The organism is Enterobacter cloacae complex sp. I3 (assembly GCF_014896175.1).
Taxonomy (GTDB): domain Bacteria; phylum Pseudomonadota; class Gammaproteobacteria; order Enterobacterales; family Enterobacteriaceae; genus Enterobacter; species Enterobacter bugandensis.
Genome location: NZ_JADBQZ010000012.1, coordinates 15,575 through 33,216, shown reverse-complemented (window position 1 = coordinate 33,216; position 17,642 = coordinate 15,575). Strand labels below are relative to the sequence as shown.

14 protein-coding genes and 1 pseudogene are annotated in these 17,642 nt (G+C 58.3%); 3 read left to right on the top strand and 12 right to left on the bottom strand.

What is annotated here, in order from left to right; all coding sequences use genetic code 11:
• Positions 1-28 precede the first annotated feature (28 nt).
• Both treB and treR read right to left on the bottom strand, forming a co-directional pair.
• Complete coding sequence (gene treB, locus IM271_RS11040) at positions 29-1,447, bottom strand: PTS trehalose transporter subunit IIBC (RefSeq protein ID WP_045259643.1); 1,419 nt, start codon at positions 1,445-1,447, stop codon at positions 29-31.
• Between the two features lie 127 nt (positions 1,448-1,574).
• On the bottom strand, positions 1,575-2,522 hold the full coding sequence (gene treR, locus IM271_RS11035; protein WP_193052600.1) for a trehalose operon repressor TreR: 948 nt from the start codon (positions 2,520-2,522) through the stop codon (positions 1,575-1,577).
• A 390-nt stretch (positions 2,523-2,912) separates the two neighbouring features.
• On the opposite strand from treR, the gene mgtA reads away from it, so the two are divergent.
• The gene (mgtA, locus tag IM271_RS11030; RefSeq protein ID WP_045259608.1) at positions 2,913-5,621 is read left to right on the top strand and encodes a magnesium-translocating P-type ATPase; all 2,709 of its coding nucleotides are present in this window, start codon (positions 2,913-2,915) and stop codon (positions 5,619-5,621) included.
• Between the two features lie 178 nt (positions 5,622-5,799).
• Complete coding sequence (locus IM271_RS11025) at positions 5,800-8,184, top strand: beta-N-acetylhexosaminidase (RefSeq protein WP_193052599.1); 2,385 nt, start codon at positions 5,800-5,802, stop codon at positions 8,182-8,184.
• A gap of 85 nt (positions 8,185-8,269) precedes the next feature.
• On the opposite strand, the gene gbpA is transcribed toward IM271_RS11025, so the two are convergent.
• The 5 genes from gbpA to IM271_RS11000 form a co-directional block, all read right to left on the bottom strand.
• Positions 8,270-9,721, bottom strand: a complete 1,452-nt coding sequence (gene gbpA / locus IM271_RS11020; protein ID WP_045259606.1) for an N-acetylglucosamine-binding protein GbpA — start codon at positions 9,719-9,721, stop codon at positions 8,270-8,272.
• A gap of 139 nt (positions 9,722-9,860) precedes the next feature.
• Complete coding sequence (ridA, locus tag IM271_RS11015; protein WP_003863373.1) at positions 9,861-10,247, bottom strand: 2-iminobutanoate/2-iminopropanoate deaminase; 387 nt, start codon at positions 10,245-10,247, stop codon at positions 9,861-9,863.
• Positions 10,248-10,320: 73 nt separating this feature from the next.
• On the bottom strand, positions 10,321-10,782 hold the full coding sequence (gene pyrI / locus IM271_RS11010; protein ID WP_010427352.1) for an aspartate carbamoyltransferase regulatory subunit: 462 nt from the start codon (positions 10,780-10,782) through the stop codon (positions 10,321-10,323).
• A 12-nt stretch (positions 10,783-10,794) separates the two neighbouring features.
• Complete coding sequence (gene pyrB / locus IM271_RS11005) at positions 10,795-11,727, bottom strand: aspartate carbamoyltransferase (RefSeq protein WP_028015316.1); 933 nt, start codon at positions 11,725-11,727, stop codon at positions 10,795-10,797.
• Positions 11,728-11,761: 34 nt separating this feature from the next.
• On the bottom strand, positions 11,762-11,866 hold the full coding sequence (locus IM271_RS11000; protein WP_022646880.1) for a pyrBI operon leader peptide: 105 nt from the start codon (positions 11,864-11,866) through the stop codon (positions 11,762-11,764).
• Between IM271_RS11000 and IM271_RS10995 the strand changes: the two are divergent.
• A pseudogene (locus IM271_RS10995) lies at positions 11,846-11,963 on the top strand (hypothetical protein). The gene IM271_RS11000 and the pseudogene IM271_RS10995 overlap by 21 nt on opposite strands.
• Before the next feature lie 3 nt (positions 11,964-11,966).
• Here IM271_RS10995 and IM271_RS10990 read toward each other — a convergent pair.
• From IM271_RS10990 to arcA, 5 genes are all read right to left on the bottom strand, one after another.
• Positions 11,967-12,446, bottom strand: a complete 480-nt coding sequence (locus IM271_RS10990) for an arginine repressor (protein WP_028015317.1) — start codon at positions 12,444-12,446, stop codon at positions 11,967-11,969.
• An 80-nt stretch (positions 12,447-12,526) separates the two neighbouring features.
• Complete coding sequence (locus tag IM271_RS10985) at positions 12,527-13,930, bottom strand: YfcC family protein (RefSeq protein ID WP_193052598.1); 1,404 nt, start codon at positions 13,928-13,930, stop codon at positions 12,527-12,529.
• A gap of 47 nt (positions 13,931-13,977) precedes the next feature.
• Entirely contained in the window at positions 13,978-14,982 is a 1,005-nt protein-coding gene (gene argF / locus IM271_RS10980; protein ID WP_193052597.1) for an ornithine carbamoyltransferase, read from the bottom strand.
• 26 nt (positions 14,983-15,008) lie between these two features.
• Positions 15,009-15,920 carry a carbamate kinase gene (gene arcC, locus IM271_RS10975; protein ID WP_193052596.1) on the bottom strand — a complete coding sequence of 304 codons (912 nt, stop codon included), beginning with the start codon at positions 15,918-15,920 and terminating at the stop codon, positions 15,009-15,011.
• A gap of 9 nt (positions 15,921-15,929) precedes the next feature.
• The gene (gene arcA, locus IM271_RS10970) at positions 15,930-17,150 is read right to left on the bottom strand and encodes an arginine deiminase (RefSeq protein ID WP_008501384.1); all 1,221 of its coding nucleotides are present in this window, start codon (positions 17,148-17,150) and stop codon (positions 15,930-15,932) included.
• Between the last annotated feature and the right edge of the window lie 492 nt (positions 17,151-17,642).

Genomic DNA, 17,642 nt, shown 5'->3' with positions numbered 1-17,642 from the left:
GGGCGCAACTGCGCCCCGAAAGATGAAGTTAAACAATCTGCAGCGTGCCCTGACGGAACTTACGCTGGTAAACCACGGTGGTGAGCGCCATGGGGACGATAATCGCCACCGCCATGGCCAGGGCAAACACTTGCCAGAAAGTAGGCTGGATGGAGAGGATCCCCGGCAGGCCGCCGACGCCAATCCCGTTCGCCATCACGCCGTTCAGGCCGCACAGCAGGCCCGCCAGGCCAGAGCCGATCATCGCGCAGAGCATCGGGAAGCGGTACTTCAGGTTGATGCCGTACATCGCCGGTTCGGTGACGCCGAGATAGGCGGAGATGGCCGCCGGAACGGAGATCTCACGCTCGTTGTGCTTACGACTAACGATAATGATGCCGGTCACCGCAGAGGCCTGTGCGATGTTAGAGAGGGCGATAATCGGCCAGACCGGGGTACCGCCGAGGCTCTGGATCATCTGCATATCGATGGCCAGCGTGGTCTGGTGCACGCCGGTGATCACCAGCGGGGCATACAGGAAGCCAAACAGCGCGGCACCGATTGGCGCGAAGCTGCCGGTCATCAGATGACGCACCGCGAAGGCCACGCCGTCGCCGATCATGCGGCCAAACGGACCGATAAAAGCGTGCGCCAGGAAGACGGCCAGGATCAGCGAGCAGACCGGCACCACCACCAGGTAGAGGTAATCCGGCACGATGCGCTTCAGACGCGTCTCAATAAAGCCCAACGCCAGACCCGCCAGCAGGGCCGGAATGACCTGCGCCTGATAGCCCACCTTGGCGATGGTAAACAGGCCGAAGTTCCATACCTCAGGCACCTGCTGACCAAGTAAGTAAGCGTTCATTAACTGCGGAGAGACCAGCGTGACGCCCAGTACGATACCGAGAATTGGCGTACCGCCCATCTTGCGTACCGCGGACCAGCAAATCCCCACCGGCAGATAGAAGAAAATCGCCTCGCCAATCAGCCACAGGAAGTCATAGATGCTTTGCAGCGCCGGGTACATCTGCGCCAGGGTTTTACCGTCGCTCATCGGCACATCGCCGATGACGTTACGGAAGCCCAAAATTAAGCCCCCGCTGATCAGCGCCGGCAGCAGCGGGAAGAAGATTTCTGCAAAGTGGGAAATCAGCTGCTCGTGCCACTTCATATTCTGGCGCGCCGCCTTCTTCGCCTGCTCTTTATCGGCAGAAGAGTGTCCGGTGGTCGCCAGCAGAGCCTGATAGTAATCGCCCACTTCGGTACCAATCACCACCTGGAACTGTCCGGCGTTGGTGAAGCAGCCTTTCACCATGGAAAGCTCTTCAATCGCCTTCGGGTTGGCCTTGGCCGGATCGTTCAGCACGAAGCGCAGGCGGGTAATGCAATGGCTGACGGTGGCGATGTTTTCGCGGCCGCCGACCAGGACGATCAGCCGATCGATATCTGCTTGTTTGACTTTACTCATCATGAAACCTCATGACAGATGTTGAGGGGGGTAATGACCTGAGCGCAAGCCTACTCCTTCAGCGTGACGGCGAAAATGGGAACGTTCCCGAAATCGGGCGAAGATCACAATAAACGATTCAGGGGGGTTATGAGAGACGGGCAGGAATAACGATCTGGCGCGGCTCGCTCCGCCCGTTGATCTGCTCGATCAGCTGCGCGGCGGCCTGCCTGCCGGACTCGGCGTAGCCCGGATCGACGGTGATAATTTCAGGGTGCAGGAACTTCATCAGCGGCGTGCTGCCGACGCTCGCCACCTGCAGGTTATCAATGCGCTGCTCCTGCAGATACTTGCTGGCACCCAGCGCAAGGGTATCCGTGGCGCACACCAGCGCGGTGGTCTGCGGCGTCAGGACGCTGGCGACCTGCTCGTAGCCCTGCTTCATGCCCAGCCCCGGCAGGGAGGCCACGGCAGGGAGATTGTGCTTTTTGCAAAAGGCCAGATAGGCCTCGTGGCGGCGCTTGCCAGTGGTAACGTCTGAGTGCGGCACGCCCAGATAGCTGATGTGGCGGTGGCCTTCTTCGTACAGGCGCTGCATCAGGGTGATAATCGCCCCCTCATCGTCATAACAGACGGAGGCAAAACCGTGGGCATCGCGCGCCAGCAGCACCAGAGACGGCTGCCAGTGTTTCAGCATCTCCTCGTCAATGCCGGTAAAACCAAACAGCACCACGCCGTCAATGTTACGGCGCTGGAGCATGCCGAGATGTTCTTCCACCAGCTGTGGCGAGAACTGGCTCTCCATCATGATCGGATCATAGCCCTGCTCGTAGAAGGCAGGCAGCATGGTCTGAACGGCGAGGTTTTCGGAGAGGGAATCCAGACGCGAAACGATGATCGCAACCACTTTATCGCTCTGCCCGCGCATGGCGCGCGCAGAGCGGGAAGGGGAAAAACCGTGCTGATTCATGACCGCCTCAACGCGCTCGCGGGTGCGTTCGCTGACGCCGCTTTCGTTGTTCAGCACGCGTGAGACGGTTGATTTCCCCACGCCGCTTAAACGCGCGATGTCTTTAATCGTAAGGCGGTTCTGCATGCTGTATTCCCTGTAACAACGACAAAATGGTCAATTGAGCCTAATGCTATAGCGCGATTTCGCTATGGGCAAAGTCTGGTTTACGTACTGTTTATTTGCAGGCGCGTATAATACCGCCCGAATCGTCACAAAGGGTACGCTTAAATCTTTATACTGCGCGGCGACACCCTGTTTTTTTACTTACCGGAGGCTTTATGGATCCCGATCCCGCACCTCTCCTGAACGGGAGAATTTGTTCTTTCCGGTAAGCCAGCTTTTGCTGTCTCACCGGTAATGTGAGGCAGCAACGTCCCAAACGTTCCTGCTTGAAAAATTGAGTGCCTGACAGGTACGGCTTTGCCACGCCTGAAGGGAATGCTGCGTCCGCCTGGCGGATGCGGAGGAATGTCTATGTTTAAAAATATCACCCGGCAGCTGCAGGCGCTGCTGAGCCGCCATCTGCCACACCGTCTTGTTCAGCGCGACCCGCTGCCCAATGCCAAAAACATGGCGGGAGCGGCGATCCCGGCGTCCCTGACCGAACGCTGCCTGAACGTCGCGGCGATGGATGAAAACGAAGTCTGGCGCGCCTTTGGCGGCCATCCGGAAGGGCTGAACGCGTCTGAAGTGGAAAAAATCCGCGCCGTGCACGGCGATAACCAGATCCCGGCGCAGAAGCCCTCTCCGTGGTGGGTGCACCTGTGGCTTTGCTACCGCAACCCGTTCAACCTGCTGCTGACCGTGCTCGGCATCATCTCTTACGCGACGGAAGATCTCTTTGCCGCGGGCGTGATTGCCCTGATGGTGGGTATCTCCACGCTGCTGAACTTCATTCAGGAAGCCCGCTCCACCAAAGCGGCAGACGCCCTGAAAGCGATGGTCAGCAACACCGCAACCGTCTCGCGCGTGATTAACGACCTCGGCGAAAACGCCTGGGTTGAGCTGCCTATTGACCAGCTGGTGCCGGGCGATCTGGTGAAGCTGGCGGCGGGAGACATGATCCCGGCGGATTTACGCATCATCCAGGCGCGGGATCTGTTCGTGGCGCAGGCCTCCCTGACCGGGGAGTCCCTGCCCGTTGAGAAGGTATCGCGCAGCCGCGACCCGCAGCAGATGAACCCGCTCGAGTGCGACACCCTGTGCTTTATGGGCACCACGGTGGTCAGCGGCACGGCGCAGGCAATTGTCACCGCCACCGGCGGCAATACCTGGTTTGGACAGCTTGCCGGGCGCGTCAGCGAGCAGGAGAGCGAGCCGAATGCGTTCCAGAAAGGGATTGGCCGCGTCAGCATGCTGCTGATCCGCTTTATGATGGTCATGACGCCGATTGTCCTGCTGATCAACGGCTACACCAAAGGCGACTGGTGGGAGGCGGCGCTGTTTGCGCTCTCCGTGGCCGTTGGCCTGACGCCGGAAATGCTGCCGATGATCGTTACCTCCACGCTGGCGCGCGGGGCGGTCAAACTCTCTAAACAAAAGGTGATCGTCAAACACCTCGACGCCATTCAGAACTTTGGCGCGATGGACATTCTCTGCACCGATAAAACCGGCACCCTGACGCAGGATAAAATCGTGCTGGAGAACCACACCGACATCGCCGGTAAAACCAGCGAGCGCGTGCTCCACAGCGCGTGGCTGAACAGCCACTACCAGACCGGGCTGAAAAACCTGCTCGACGTGGCGGTGCTGGAAGGCGTGGACGAGGAGGCCGCCCGTACGCTCTCCGGCCGCTGGCAGAAGGTGGACGAAATCCCGTTCGACTTCGAGCGCCGCCGCATGTCGGTGGTGGTCAGCGAGCAGCCGGACGTGCACCAGCTGATCTGCAAAGGCGCGCTGCAGGAGATCCTGAACGTCTCCACGCAGGTGCGCCATAACGGGGAGATCGTGCCGCTGGACGACACCATGCTGCGCCGCATCAAGCGCGTCACCGACAACCTGAACCGTCAGGGGCTGCGCGTGGTGGCGGTGGCGAGCAAATTCCTGCCCGCGCGGGAGGGGGACTATCAGCGTATCGACGAATCCGATTTGATCCTCGAGGGTTACATCGCATTCCTCGATCCGCCGAAAGAGACCACCGCACCGGCGCTGAAGGCGCTGAAGGCGAGCGGCATCACCGTCAAAATTCTCACCGGCGACAGCGAGCTGGTGGCGGCCAAAGTGTGTCACGAAGTGGGGCTGGACGCGGGCGACGTGGTGGTGGGGAGCGACATTGAGCACCTCACCGACGACGAACTGGCGCAGCTTGCCCAGCGCACGACGCTGTTTGCCCGCCTGACGCCGATGCACAAAGAGCGCATTGTGACGCTGCTGCGTCGTGAAGGGCACGTGGTGGGCTTTATGGGCGACGGCATCAACGATGCGCCCGCGCTGCGTGCGGCGGACATTGGCATCTCCGTGGACGGCGCCGTGGATATCGCCCGCGAGGCAGCGGATATCATCCTGCTGGAAAAAAGCCTGATGGTGCTGGAGGAGGGCGTCATTGAAGGGCGCCGCACCTTCGCCAACATGCTCAAGTACATCAAAATGACCGCCAGCTCCAACTTCGGTAACGTCTTCAGCGTGCTGGTGGCGAGCGCGTTTCTGCCGTTCCTGCCGATGCTGCCGCTGCACCTGCTGATCCAGAACCTGATGTACGATGTCTCTCAGGTAGCGATCCCGTTTGATAACGTGGATGACGAGCAGATCCAGAAGCCGCAGCGCTGGAACCCGGCCGATCTGGGCCGCTTTATGCTGTTCTTTGGGCCGATCAGCTCCATCTTCGACATTCTGACCTTCTGCCTGATGTGGTTTGTGTTCCACGCCAACACCCCGGAACACCAGACGCTGTTCCAGTCCGGCTGGTTCGTGGTAGGTCTGCTGTCCCAGACGCTGATTGTGCATATGATCCGCACGCGCCGCATTCCGTTCATCCAGAGTCGTGCCGCGTGGCCGCTGATTGTAATGACGGGCATTGTGATGGCGCTGGGTATCGCGCTGCCCTTCTCGCCGCTGGCAGGTTACCTGCAGCTGCAGGCGCTGCCGCTGAGCTACTTCCCGTGGCTGGTGGCGATCCTCGCGGGCTACATGGTGCTGACGCAGATGGTGAAAGGGTTCTATGCGCGTCGATATGGGTGGCAGTAAGCTCATTTTGCCACAGTCCAGACGTAGGCCGGGTAAGGCGAAGCCGCCACTCGGCATCTGGCTTTCCTCCCAAATTCAACAACCTGTGATCTCCGTCGGCGCATTCGCTTGACGACAATTTGTACGCATGTTAACAGAATGTTTTGCCTGTATTTGGCCCGTCAGATAAGGAACATTCATGTTACGGTACAGTCTCTTAACCGCCGGGCTTATGCTCGGCGCCTCCGCTTTTGCCGCGCCGGCAGGCGACCTTCCCCTGATGCCCTGGCCTGCGAAGGTTGAACGCCCGACGACGCAGGGCGCGCTGGTGCTTAACAATCAACTCTCCGTGAGCGTCAGCGGCGACGATCTGGGGGACGCAGTCAACCGCCTGCGCCAGCGCATTGCGCTGCAAACCGGCTGGACGCTACAGCCACAGGCCGAAAAACCTGACAAGCCGACCATCCGTATCGCCATCGCTAAAAAGGTGAAGCCGCAGCCGCTTCCGGACAGCGATGAGAGCTACAAACTCATTGTGGATGCCAACGGCGTGAACATCTCCGCTAACACCCGCTTTGGCGCATTGCGCGCAATGGAAACCTTGCTCCAGCTGATGCAGAACGGTGCCGAAAACACTTCGATTCCGTGGGTTACCATCGAAGATTCGCCGCGCTTCCCGTGGCGCGGGCTGCTGCTCGATTCGGCGCGCCATTTCATCCCGTTACCCGATATCAAGCGCCAGATCGACGGCATGGCTGCGGCTAAGCTCAACGTCCTGCACTGGCATCTGACTGACGATCAGGGCTGGCGCTTTACCTCGAAGCGTTATCCAAAATTAACCCAGCTTGCCAGCGACGGGCTGTACTACACCCCTGAGCAGATGCGTGAGATTGTGCGTTACGCAGCCGAACGCGGCATACGCGTGGTGCCGGAAATCGATATGCCGGGCCACGCCTCAGCGATTGCCGTCGCCTATCCAGAACTGATGAGCGCGCCGGGGCCGTACGCTATGGAGCGCCACTGGGGCGTGCTGAAGCCGGTGCTGGATCCCACCAAAGAGGCGACCTACACCTTTGCCGACGCGATGGTCAGCGAACTGGCGGCGATCTTCCCCGATCCGTATCTGCATATCGGCGGCGATGAGGTGGACGACAGCCAGTGGAAGGCAAACGCGGCGATCCAGAGATTTATGCGCGACAACAAACTGGCGGACAGCCACGCGCTGCAGGCGTATTTCAACCGCAAGCTGGAGACGATCCTTGAGAAGCACTACCGGCAGATGGTCGGCTGGGACGAGATCTACCATCCCGATCTGCCGAAAAGCATTCTGATCCAGTCCTGGCAGGGACAGGACGCGCTGGGGCAGGTGGCGCAGAACGGCTATAAGGGCATTCTCTCAACCGGCTTCTACCTCGACCAGCCCCAGTCCACCGCCTATCACTACCGCAACGAAATCGTGCCGCAGGGGCTGAATGGCGTGGACGTGATAGCGGACACCGACAGCGTCCAGAGCTGGGCTTTCTCCATGCCGCGCCTGAAGGGCAAGCCGGTGGAAGGCAGCTTTACGCTGGTGAAAGGCGACGCCGGCTGGCGCGGTTTTATTGATTTTGCCGGGAAATCGCGTCGGGCGGTGAATAACATTCAGTGGCGCGACGACAACCAGGTGACCTTTACCGTCGACACCTGGATGGGTGAAACGCGCCCGGTGGTCAACGTTGATAACGACAAACTCACCGGCTATTTCCTGGTGGGAAACACCCGCTACCCGATTAGCGGCGCGCGTCTGGACGATGTGCCGAAAGGTACCCCTCCGGTCGTGCCGGACGTGGCGAATCAGGCCAACCTGCTCGGCGGCGAAGCCGCGCTGTGGGCGGAAAACGTGGTCGCGCCGGTGCTGGACATTCGCCTGTGGCCGCGCGCCTTTGCGGTGGCGGAGCGGCTGTGGTCCGCGCAGGACGTCAACGATGTCGACAACATGTATACCCGGCTACAGGCGATGGACAGCTGGTCCACGGTGTCGGTTGGGCTACAGCAGCACACCCAGCAGTTGGTACAGTTTACGCGGCTGGCAAATAATGCGGATACCCTGCCGCTGCAAATCCTCGCTCAGGCGCTCGAGCCGACCCAGTATTACACCCGCCAGCACCTGAAGTTCCAGGCCGGAAACTACCATCAGTTTGAGCCGCTTAACAGACTTGCAGATGCGCTGAACGCCGAAAGCGCCACCGTGCGCCAGATGCACAAGTGGGCGGACCGCCTGGTGAGCGACGCGGAAGACACGGAGAGCGCCGAGGCGCTGCGCCACGTCTTTAACCGCTGGCAGAACAACACCAGCGATGTGCTGGCCTTGAGCGAAAACAGCTATCAGCTGAAGGCCATTAAGCCGGTCATTCTGGAGGTGGATAAGCTGGCCTCGATTGGCCTGAGGCTGACGGATCTGGTGGCGCGTCAGGGGACGCTGGACGACAAAGAGATCGCGTCGATCCAGAGCGAGCTGGACAGCGCGGCGAAGGTGCAGGATGAGGTGGTGATTGCGGCGGTCTATCCGCTGGAGACGCTGCTACGCGCCACGCGAAATCAGTAACACGCATGCCCGGTGGCGCTGCGCTTACCGGGCCTACGTGGTGTGTAGGCCCGGCAAACGCAGTGCCGCCGGGCGTAAAGGCCACTCAGTTCTTCAGAACCCACGCCTCTTTCCAGTGTGCGCCAACGCCTGGCTCATACTGGTTTGCGGTTGGGCTGTACTGCACGCAGAAGCCGCTGTACGGGAATGGCTTACATTCGTAGGTCTTACCGTCTTTAGGCTGAAGCACCACGGTACCCGCCTTGTAGGAGGCGATATTGTCCGGGAAGGTAAAGTCGTGGTGGCCGGTGCTATCCGCAGCGGCATCGCCTTCCAGCATCAGGTTCAGGACGTCCTGCGCGAACAGGGTGCCGTCTTTATTGGTCGCGTAGTATTTCAGCATGTGGTGACCGGCGGTCACGTCGGTCAGGGTCATGGTGACGTCCTGATTGCTGTTGTTCATGTCCTGCTTCAGGTAGCCTTTTTCCGCACCGTGGTGGTTCATCACGTGTGCTTCAAAATTCACGTCGCCCTGCGTATTCACGTGGAAGGTCACGGTCGCGTTGCCATGTTCGATTTTGCTGTATTGCAGATCGGTAACGGCAATGGTCTCATTCACCTGCGCTTTTTGCTCTTCATAAGAGATAGCAACGGACTGCAGCGTGCTGCCGTCTTTCACGAATACGCTGTTGGCGCCGTGAACCGGGCTGATGTCACCGGCTTCATCTTTCACGCCGACGCGCACGTCGTGCTGTGCGGTGTTGATCTTCTGCGCCAGATCGTAGGACCACTGGTTAGCGTCGCCTTGTTCAGCAGAGCCGATGGTCATCTCGGTGCGCATGGCGGTCACTTCGCCGTGGGCGTCGAAGAAGCGTGCGATAACTTTATCGCCCACGTTCAGGTTATTACCGGCAATCTGGCCGCTCAGGGTTTTGCTCCACTCGGACACAACCGCAGGCGTTTCGTCCGGGGTAACGTTGCCGCCATTCCCGAAATCAACGTCGATAGCCTGATAGAAGCTGTTTGTGGTATCTGCAATTTCCCATACGCCGTAAATTACCTGATAGCCTGTGCGTTCAGGAACATTACAGGTCATGGATTTAGTTACGGCTGGCGCCTGGCTATTTCCGTTAATTGTACAGAACGGGGTTAATTCAAACTGATCGCGAGTTAGCGGCTTATTTGGGTCCCAGTTTTGTTTGGTAATGTAATAACGCCAGTTGGTGGTTTTGTGCGGCGCAGTATGGTGCCAGACAAATTCATGCGGGCCCGCGGTCATCGGGTTTTTAGTCCACGCATTCAGGCTCTGCTTATCCAGCTGAGAATATTGAGAGATACCCGCGCTGGCGAGGTGTCCGTCTGCTGGCTCTGCCCCGGTCGGGAAGCCGGAGGTTTTCTCTACGCTCTGCGGTTCATACTGTACGGAGCCGCAATCAATATTTTGACCCAGCTTACACATATAGGCGCGGCTGGCAGGAGATTCAATATATCCGTGAGCAAATGCCGAAGATGCAACGGTCACTGTTGCGAGGGCAAGTGCAATTTTTGAAAGTTTCATTACTCATCCATTATTAGAGAATATTACTAGGCGAGGGAGAGTCTAATAATGGATCTGGCTCTGTGTCATTTTACCCGGAGAGTAAAAATAACCGAAATAAAAAAGGCAGCCCGAGCTGCCTTCTGTTTATTGAAATGTATTAACGACGTACGGCGATCGCTTCAATTTCAATTTTCACGTCTTTTGGCAGACGCGCCACTTCCACGCAGGAGCGCGCCGGGAAGGTGGCGTTGTGCTCGGTGAAGAACGCTTCGTAAGTGGCGTTAACGGTGGCGAAGTCGTTAAGATCTTTCACGAACACCGTCGTTTTGACGATATCACCCACTTTCAGGCCCGCAGATTCAACGATCGCCTGCACATTTTCCAGCGACTGACGCGCCTGCGCCGCCACGTCGGCCGGTACTTCACCGGTTTTCGGGTTTACCGGGATCTGGCCAGAGGTGATGATCATGCTGCCCAGATCAACGCCCTGAACGTATGGGCCGATAGCCGCTGGTGCATTTTCCGTCGCGAGTACTTTGCTCATTTTTTCTCCAGAATTACAGCGTTAAGAATGTTCCCGGCCATTATAACAGCCGGGATTTCATTACCAACCTCAATTAGTTGGCCAGCACCACATAATGGGAAAACTCTTTTTCGCAGTATTTGCATTTGAGTGCGATGTCATTGGCGCGCTTTTTCACTGCAAAGCTGGAGGAAACCGGCTCGGCATGGCTGATGCAGTTGCTGTTCGGGCAGACCAGCACACTTTCGATGCGCTCCGGCAGGCTCGGGCGGGATTTGCCCACCACGTCGTAATCGTCGATGCGGTTAACCGTGGCGTCCGGCGCGTACAGCGACAGCTGGTTGACCTGCTCGTCGGTCAGGAAGGTGTTCTCGATCTTGATCAGATCTTTACGGCCCATTTCGCCGGACGGCAGGTTCAGGCCGATGGTGATGCGCTGGTCGGTTTCGGTCAGTTTGAACAGCGTCAGCAGCTTAAAGCCCACCTGCGCAGGGATGTGGTCAATCACGGTGCCACGCTTGATGGCTTCAACCTGGAGTTTGTTATCGTGTGTCATGGTCGTCTCCCCTTACAGAGCTAATTCGCGATTCAGAACCAGTGCCAGTAACGCCTGGCGAGCGAAGATGCCGTTCCCGGCCTGCTGGAAGTACCAGGCGTGCGGCGTTTTATCCACGTCGGTGGCAATCTCATCAATGCGCGGCAGCGGGTGCAGCACCTTCATGTTGTCGCGCGCGCCGTCGAGGTCGCTGGCGCGCAGCACGAACTGCGCCTTCACGTTGGCGTATTCGGACGGATCCAGACGCTCTTTCTGCACGCGGGTCATATAGAGAATATCCACGTTGCCCACCACCTCTTCGATGCTGGCGTGCAGGCTCCACGTAATGCCTTTCTCGTCCAGCATGTCGAGGATGTACTGCGGCATCGCCAGCGCGTCCGGGGCGATGAAGAAGAAGCGGTTGCCGCTAAATTTCGCCAGCGCCTGGGTCAGGGAGTGGACGGTGCGGCCGTACTTCAGGTCACCGACCATGGCGATGTTCAGATTTTCAAGCGTGCCCTGGGTCTCCTGAATGGTGAACAGGTCCAGCAGGGTCTGCGTCGGATGCTGGTTGGCGCCGTCACCGGCGTTCAGCACCGGAATGCCGCCGGAAAACTCGGTCGCCAGACGCGCCGCGCCCTCCTGCGGGTGGCGCATCACAATCGCGTCAACGTAGGTGCTGATCACTGAAATGGTATCCGCCAGGGTTTCGCCTTTTTTGCCCAGCGACGTATTGCTGCTGTCCGAGAAGCCCACCACGCTCGCGCCCAGGCGGTGCATGGAGGTTTCAAAGGAGAGGCGGGTGCGCGTCGAGGCTTCAAAGAAACAGCTCGCGATCACCTTGTGCTTCAGCAGCTCTGGCTGCGGATTGGCCTTCAGTTTTGCCGCGGTTTCCAGAACCAGTTCCAGCTCTTCGCGGCTGAGGTCGTTTATGGAAATGATGTGTTTTTGATAAAGCGGATTCATGTTTATCTCCTGACGCCGGGCAAAAAAAAGCCCCTCAAATGAGGGGCTCTGGGAATAGGTTTAGCAACGGGAAGAAAAACGGCAGGCCAGCGTCTGATTTCAGACGCGGTAAGACGTTATGTCGTACACGCTTGACCATGCTTCCTCCCGGCAAATTGTCGGGCATTATACGCAGCTCGTTTTTGGGATCAAGCGATTTAATGCACGCTTTACTCAATGCAAACGGTTCTTTATGAATATTAATGCATTCTGAGTAAATAATTAATTTGCTTATGCACCAGCGCGGTACGCTTCACCACCCGGGGCGCGACCCAGACGATACTGCTTCCCGCCACCACGCCTAAAATTTCCGGTAACTGGTGATAATCCAGAATACGCGCCACCGCGCGGCCATATCCGGCAACGGTATGAATAAGGATAAATTCGCTATTGTGCTCCACGCTCACCACCATTTCGGAGACGGTGCGCGCGGCGTCGGGGGCAGGGCGCAGCTGGGGATTCAGCGAATAAATCTTTAGCCCTTTGGCATTGCGAATTTTTATGACGCCAAGCAGCTTGAGCAGACGTGAAACGGTGGACTGGCTGATGGTCTCAAAACCCCGCTCCTGCAAGTCGCGGCGGATCTCTTCCTGAGAGAGATAGCTCTTTTCCGCGATCAGACGCTGGCAGACCGTTAGCTGTAGTTGCTCTTTGGGAGAGTACTCTTCGTAATCCATCATAGTTCCCATATCAGTTCCCGAAATAACCGGTGGCACCGCACCGATCCGTAGGCCGGATGAGCGCAGCGCCATCCGGCAAATCACAACAACGCGCCCAGGCTTAACGCCACCATAATCACCACCGTCAAAATCCCCAGCAGCGGCGCGACCCATTTCAGATAACGCACGTAGGGCACGCGGGCGATAGCCAGCCCGCCCATCACGACGGCAGAGGTGGGGGTGATAAGGTTAACGATGCCGGACGCCGACTGGTAAGCCGTAACCACCAGGTCGCGGTTGACGTTAGCGAAATCGGCAAGGGGCGCCATGATCGGCATCGTCAGAACGGCCAGGCCGGACGAAGAAGGCACAAGAAACGACAGCACCACCTCCAGCCAGTACATCACGTTAATGAACGCCACCGTCGACAATCCGGTGACCATCCCCTCGGCGCTGTGCAAAATGGTGTGGGTAATCATGCCCTTATCCATAATCACTACGATACCGCGCGCGATGCCGATAATCAGCGCGACGCCCAGCAAATCTCGCGCGCCGTTGATAAACGTCGATGTCAGCTCCTCTTCGCTCATGCGGGCGATAAGCCCAACGATAATGGCGCTGGCGAGGAATACCGCCGAGATCTCCGCCATCCACCAGCCCAGCACCGCCACGCCGTAGATCATCACCGCGAAGGCGAGGGCGAAAATCACCAGGATGAGTTTGCGCACCGGGGTAAATTCCAGCGACTGCTCGCCCTTGTTGCCGAGGAAGTGGGCGAGGTTCTCCTCCTGTTTATCCGCCACGATCGACAGCGACGGATCTTTGCGCACCTTACGGGCATAGCGCATCACCCACGCCACGCAGATGATCCAGCCGATGACCAGCAGCGCGATGCGCAGCATGATCCCATTGGTGAAGGGGATCCCGGCGGCGTTGGCGGCGATCACCGTCGCGAACGGGTTAATGGTGGACCCGAGCGTGCCGATCCCCGCCCCGAGCAGTACGGTGGACGCGGCAACCACCGGATCGAACCGCGCCGCCAGCATCACCGGCACCAGTAAGGTATAGAAGGGCAGCGACTCTTCGGCCATGCCGTAAATCGTGCCGCCTGCGGCAAACAGCGCCATCAGGATCGGGATCATCCACTCTTCGCGCCCGCGCAGCTTAGTGGTGACGCGCTCGATCCCGGCGTCAATCGCTCCGGTTTTGGTGACGATCCCGAGAAATCCCCCGATGATCAGGATAAACAGCGCAACGTCGATCGCCCCAGCCTGGCCGGACTCCGGATCGTACAGCCCGGCTATCGGGGCCATCAGCACCGACACCAGCCCCTGCGGATGCGATACCACGTGCGCATAGGTGCCGGCAACCGGCACCTCTTTGCCGAGCGCCTCGTTCATCGCCATATGGTACTGCCCGGCCGGAACAATCCACGTCAGCACGGCAACCACGGCAATCAGAAAAAAGAGAATGGTGTAAGCGGAGGGAAACTTGAACTTGCCCATGATGTTCTCCTGAAACCCGGCGCACCCCGCGGCGCGCCGGGCGGTGATTAGTCGCCGAGTGTCGCCACCATGACCGCCTTAATGGTGTGCATGCGGTTTTCTGCTTCGTCAAAGACGATGGAGTTCGGTGATTCAAAGACCTCTTCCGTCACCTCCAGCCCCTTCAGGCCGTACGCCATCTCGATCTCGCGGCCCACTTTGGTGTGCTCGTTGTGGAACGCGGGCAGGCAGTGCATGAACTTGACGTTCGGGTTGCCGGTGGCCTTCATGACGTCCGCGTTGATTTGATACGGCTTCATCAGGCTGACGCGCTCGGCCCAGGCCTCCTTCGGCTCTCCCATGGAGACCCACACGTCGGTGTAGAGGAAATCGGTGCCGTGCACGCCTTCTTCCACGTCGTCGGTGAGGGTGATGCGCGCGCCCGTTTCTTTGGCGATGGCGCGGCACCGCTCAACCAGCCCGGCTTCCGGCCAGAAGGATTTCGGTGCCACAAGGCGGATACCCATCCCCATCTTGGCCGCGCCGACCATCAGGGAGTTGCCCATGTTGTTGCGCGCGTCGCCGAGATAGGCAAAGCTTAACTCCGGCAGGGTTTTGCCCGGGGAGTGCTCCAGCATGGTCATCAGGTCAGCGAGAATTTGCGTTGGGTGAAACTCGTCGGTCAGGCCGTTCCACACCGGCACGCCCGCGTATTCTCCGAGCTCCTCGACGATGGCCTGGCCGTAGCCGCGGTATTCGATGCCGTCATACATGCGGCCCAGCACGCGGGCGGTGTCTTTCATCGACTCTTTATGGCCGATCTGCGACCCGCTTGGGCCGAGGTAGGTAACCTGCGCGCCCTGGTCAAACGCGCCCACTTCGAAAGCGCAGCGGGTGCGGGTGGAGGTTTTTTCAAAGATCAGGGCGATGTTTTTCCCGACCAGGGTTTGCTTCTCGCGCCCGGCTTTTTTGGCCGCCTTCAGCTCGATGGCGAGGTCGATCAGGTACTGAATTTCCGCCGGGGTGTAGTCCAGCAGTTTGAGGAAGTTGCGGTTTTTCAGGTTGATGGTCATGGGTAAATCCTTTTTAAAATGAGTGATCAGTTACGAATCAGCGTGCCTTTCTCGCCCGCCAGGATCTCCGCGCCGTCGGCCAGCGCGCCGATCCCGGCAATGCCGTTGCAGGCCTCAACAAATTCGCGGCAGGCGGCCACTTTCGGCCCCATCGATCCGGCGTCGAACGGCATGTCTTTAAGCAATTCCGGCGTCACCTGCGCCAGCGGGCGCTGGGTCGGCTTGCCCCAGTCGAGGTACACCGCGTCGGCATCGGTGAGGATCAGCAGGGCGTCGGCCTCGATCTGGCGCGCCAGCAGGGCGGCGGAGAGGTCTTTGTCGATCACCGCCTCAACGCCGCGATAGCCGTTGGCGTTCTCCACTACCGGCACGCCGCCGCCGCCGTTGCAGATCACCAGGTGGTCGCGCTGGATCAGCGCCGTAATGGCATCGCTCTCCACGATGCGCTTCGGCTGCGGAGAGGGCACCACGCGGCGGAAATAGGCGCCGTCTGCCCTGAACGTCCAGCCTTTTTCTGCGGCCAGCGCTTTCGCCTGCGCTTCGCTGTACACCGGGCCGATGTATTTGGTCGGGTTGCTAAAGGCCGGATCGGCGGCGTCCACTTCCACCTGGGTGAGCAGGACGCTCACCTCACGCTGAGGCAGGCTGTTTTTCAGCGCCTGCTGGAGCATGTAGCCGATCATCCCCTGGCTTTCCGCGCCGAGAACGTCCAGCGGGTAGGGCGTCACTTTGTCGTAGGCGCTGTTCTGCAGCGCCAGCAGCCCGACCTGCGGCCCGTTGCCGTGCACCAGCACCACGCGCCACTGCGCCGTCAGCCCGGCGATAGTGCGGGCGGCCTGCTCGATGTTCTGGCGCTGGATATCCGCTTCCAGCGGCTCGCCGCGCTTGAGCAGCGCGTTGCCGCCCAGGGCCACAACCAGAGTGGGTTTTCGTTCCATGATGGCTCCTTAAATTCCGTCGCGTTCCAGTGGGCAGCTCATGCAGCGCGCGCCGCCGCGACCGCGTCCCAGCTCGTCGCCGGGGATCGGCAGCACGGTAATGCCCGCTTTGTCGTACTTCTCGTTGGTCCAGACGTTACGCTCGTAGCCGATCACTACGCCCGGGCGGATGGTCAAAACGTTGTTGGCGTCGTTCCACTGCTCGCGTTCGGCTTCAAAGGCGTCGCCGCCGGTGGTGATCAGCCGTACCTGGTTAATGCCGAGGGCTTTCTCGATGGCGTGCAGCAGGTCGGTTTCCTGCGTGCGCAGCAGGCCGCCGCGTCCGTCCGGGGTGAGCGTCCAGCACTGGGCGTCTTTACGCACCACTTCCGGATAAACGGAAAAGGTGTCCACGTCGATGTGGGTCATCACCGTGTCGAGGTGCATGCAGGAGCGGTGTTTTGGCAGCTCAACGGCAATCACGCGTTCGGCCTGACGGTGTTTGAACAGGCTGTTGGCGAGGAACTCCACGCCCTGCGGCGTCGTGCGTTCAGACATGCCGATCAATACCGCGCCGCGGCCAATCACCAGTACGTCGCCGCCTTCTAAGGTGGCGTGGTCGTAATTAATATTCTCGTCGCCGAAATACTTAATAAAATCGCCGTCGGCAAATGCCGGGTGCCAGCGATATATCGCGCGCAGATTATTGGTTTCACGCTGGCGGGCGGGTTTCGCCATCGGGTTAATGGACACGCCGTTATAAATCCAGCAGGAGGTATCGCGGGTAAATAAATGGTTCGGCAGCGGCTTCATAATAAAATCATTCGCCGTGTGGGTATCCACTACCATATTTTTAATGGCTGCCGGAATTTCGCCGTAGGTTAATCCCCCGCTTAATCGCCGCGCCAGTTCGCGGTGCGGCATATCCGCCAGCCAGCCGCGCACGTCGCCGGCAAAGGTTGGCCCGAGGCGATAGTCGGAGATTTGCGTTTCAAGAAGCCAGGCTTTCGCTTCTGCAATATCAAGCGTTTGCGTGAGCAGGTCGGTCAACAGCAGGACTTCCACACCCTGCTCGCGCAACGTGTTTGCGAAGATGTCATGCTCCTCACCCGCCCGTTCAACCGACAGTACATCATCAAATAACAGCTCCTGACAGTTTGAGGGCGTTAACCGCTTCAGACTTAAATTAGGGCGGTGCAGCATAACGCTACGCAATTGACCAATTTCAGAACCGACGTAATGCTTTTCCATAATTATTCCTTTAACTGTTTTTCAGAATAAAAAGGGCATGCGCCATGTGGTGTGTTTAATTACATGGCGGCTAAGCTCAATTGATTTCGTGATTTATACTAGGCAGTTAAATAATCCGTAATGTGATATTGCTCACGCGAAAATGGATATTAATGAGTTTGTTTTCATTTGCATGATTCGCATCAGATAATGATTAATTTCATATTATTGGGAGTTGAATAGCTAAGCAGGATCCGGTGGCATTATTTGAGGTTGTTATTATTTTGTAGAATTACACATTTTGTAATTATTGGTTATCCATTTGATTTTAAACGATTAAATGAAATTGAAAGAATGGCTATGCAATAATGACAATTAACTATTTTTGACTTAAGGAAAATCCATAAATAATTATTGGCTTATAACGGAAATTATCAAAGTCGTAAAATGTGATACGGCAGCGGGTTTTGTTATTAAGCTCTTTATTTCAGTGGGTTATGTGAGAGCCTTAGT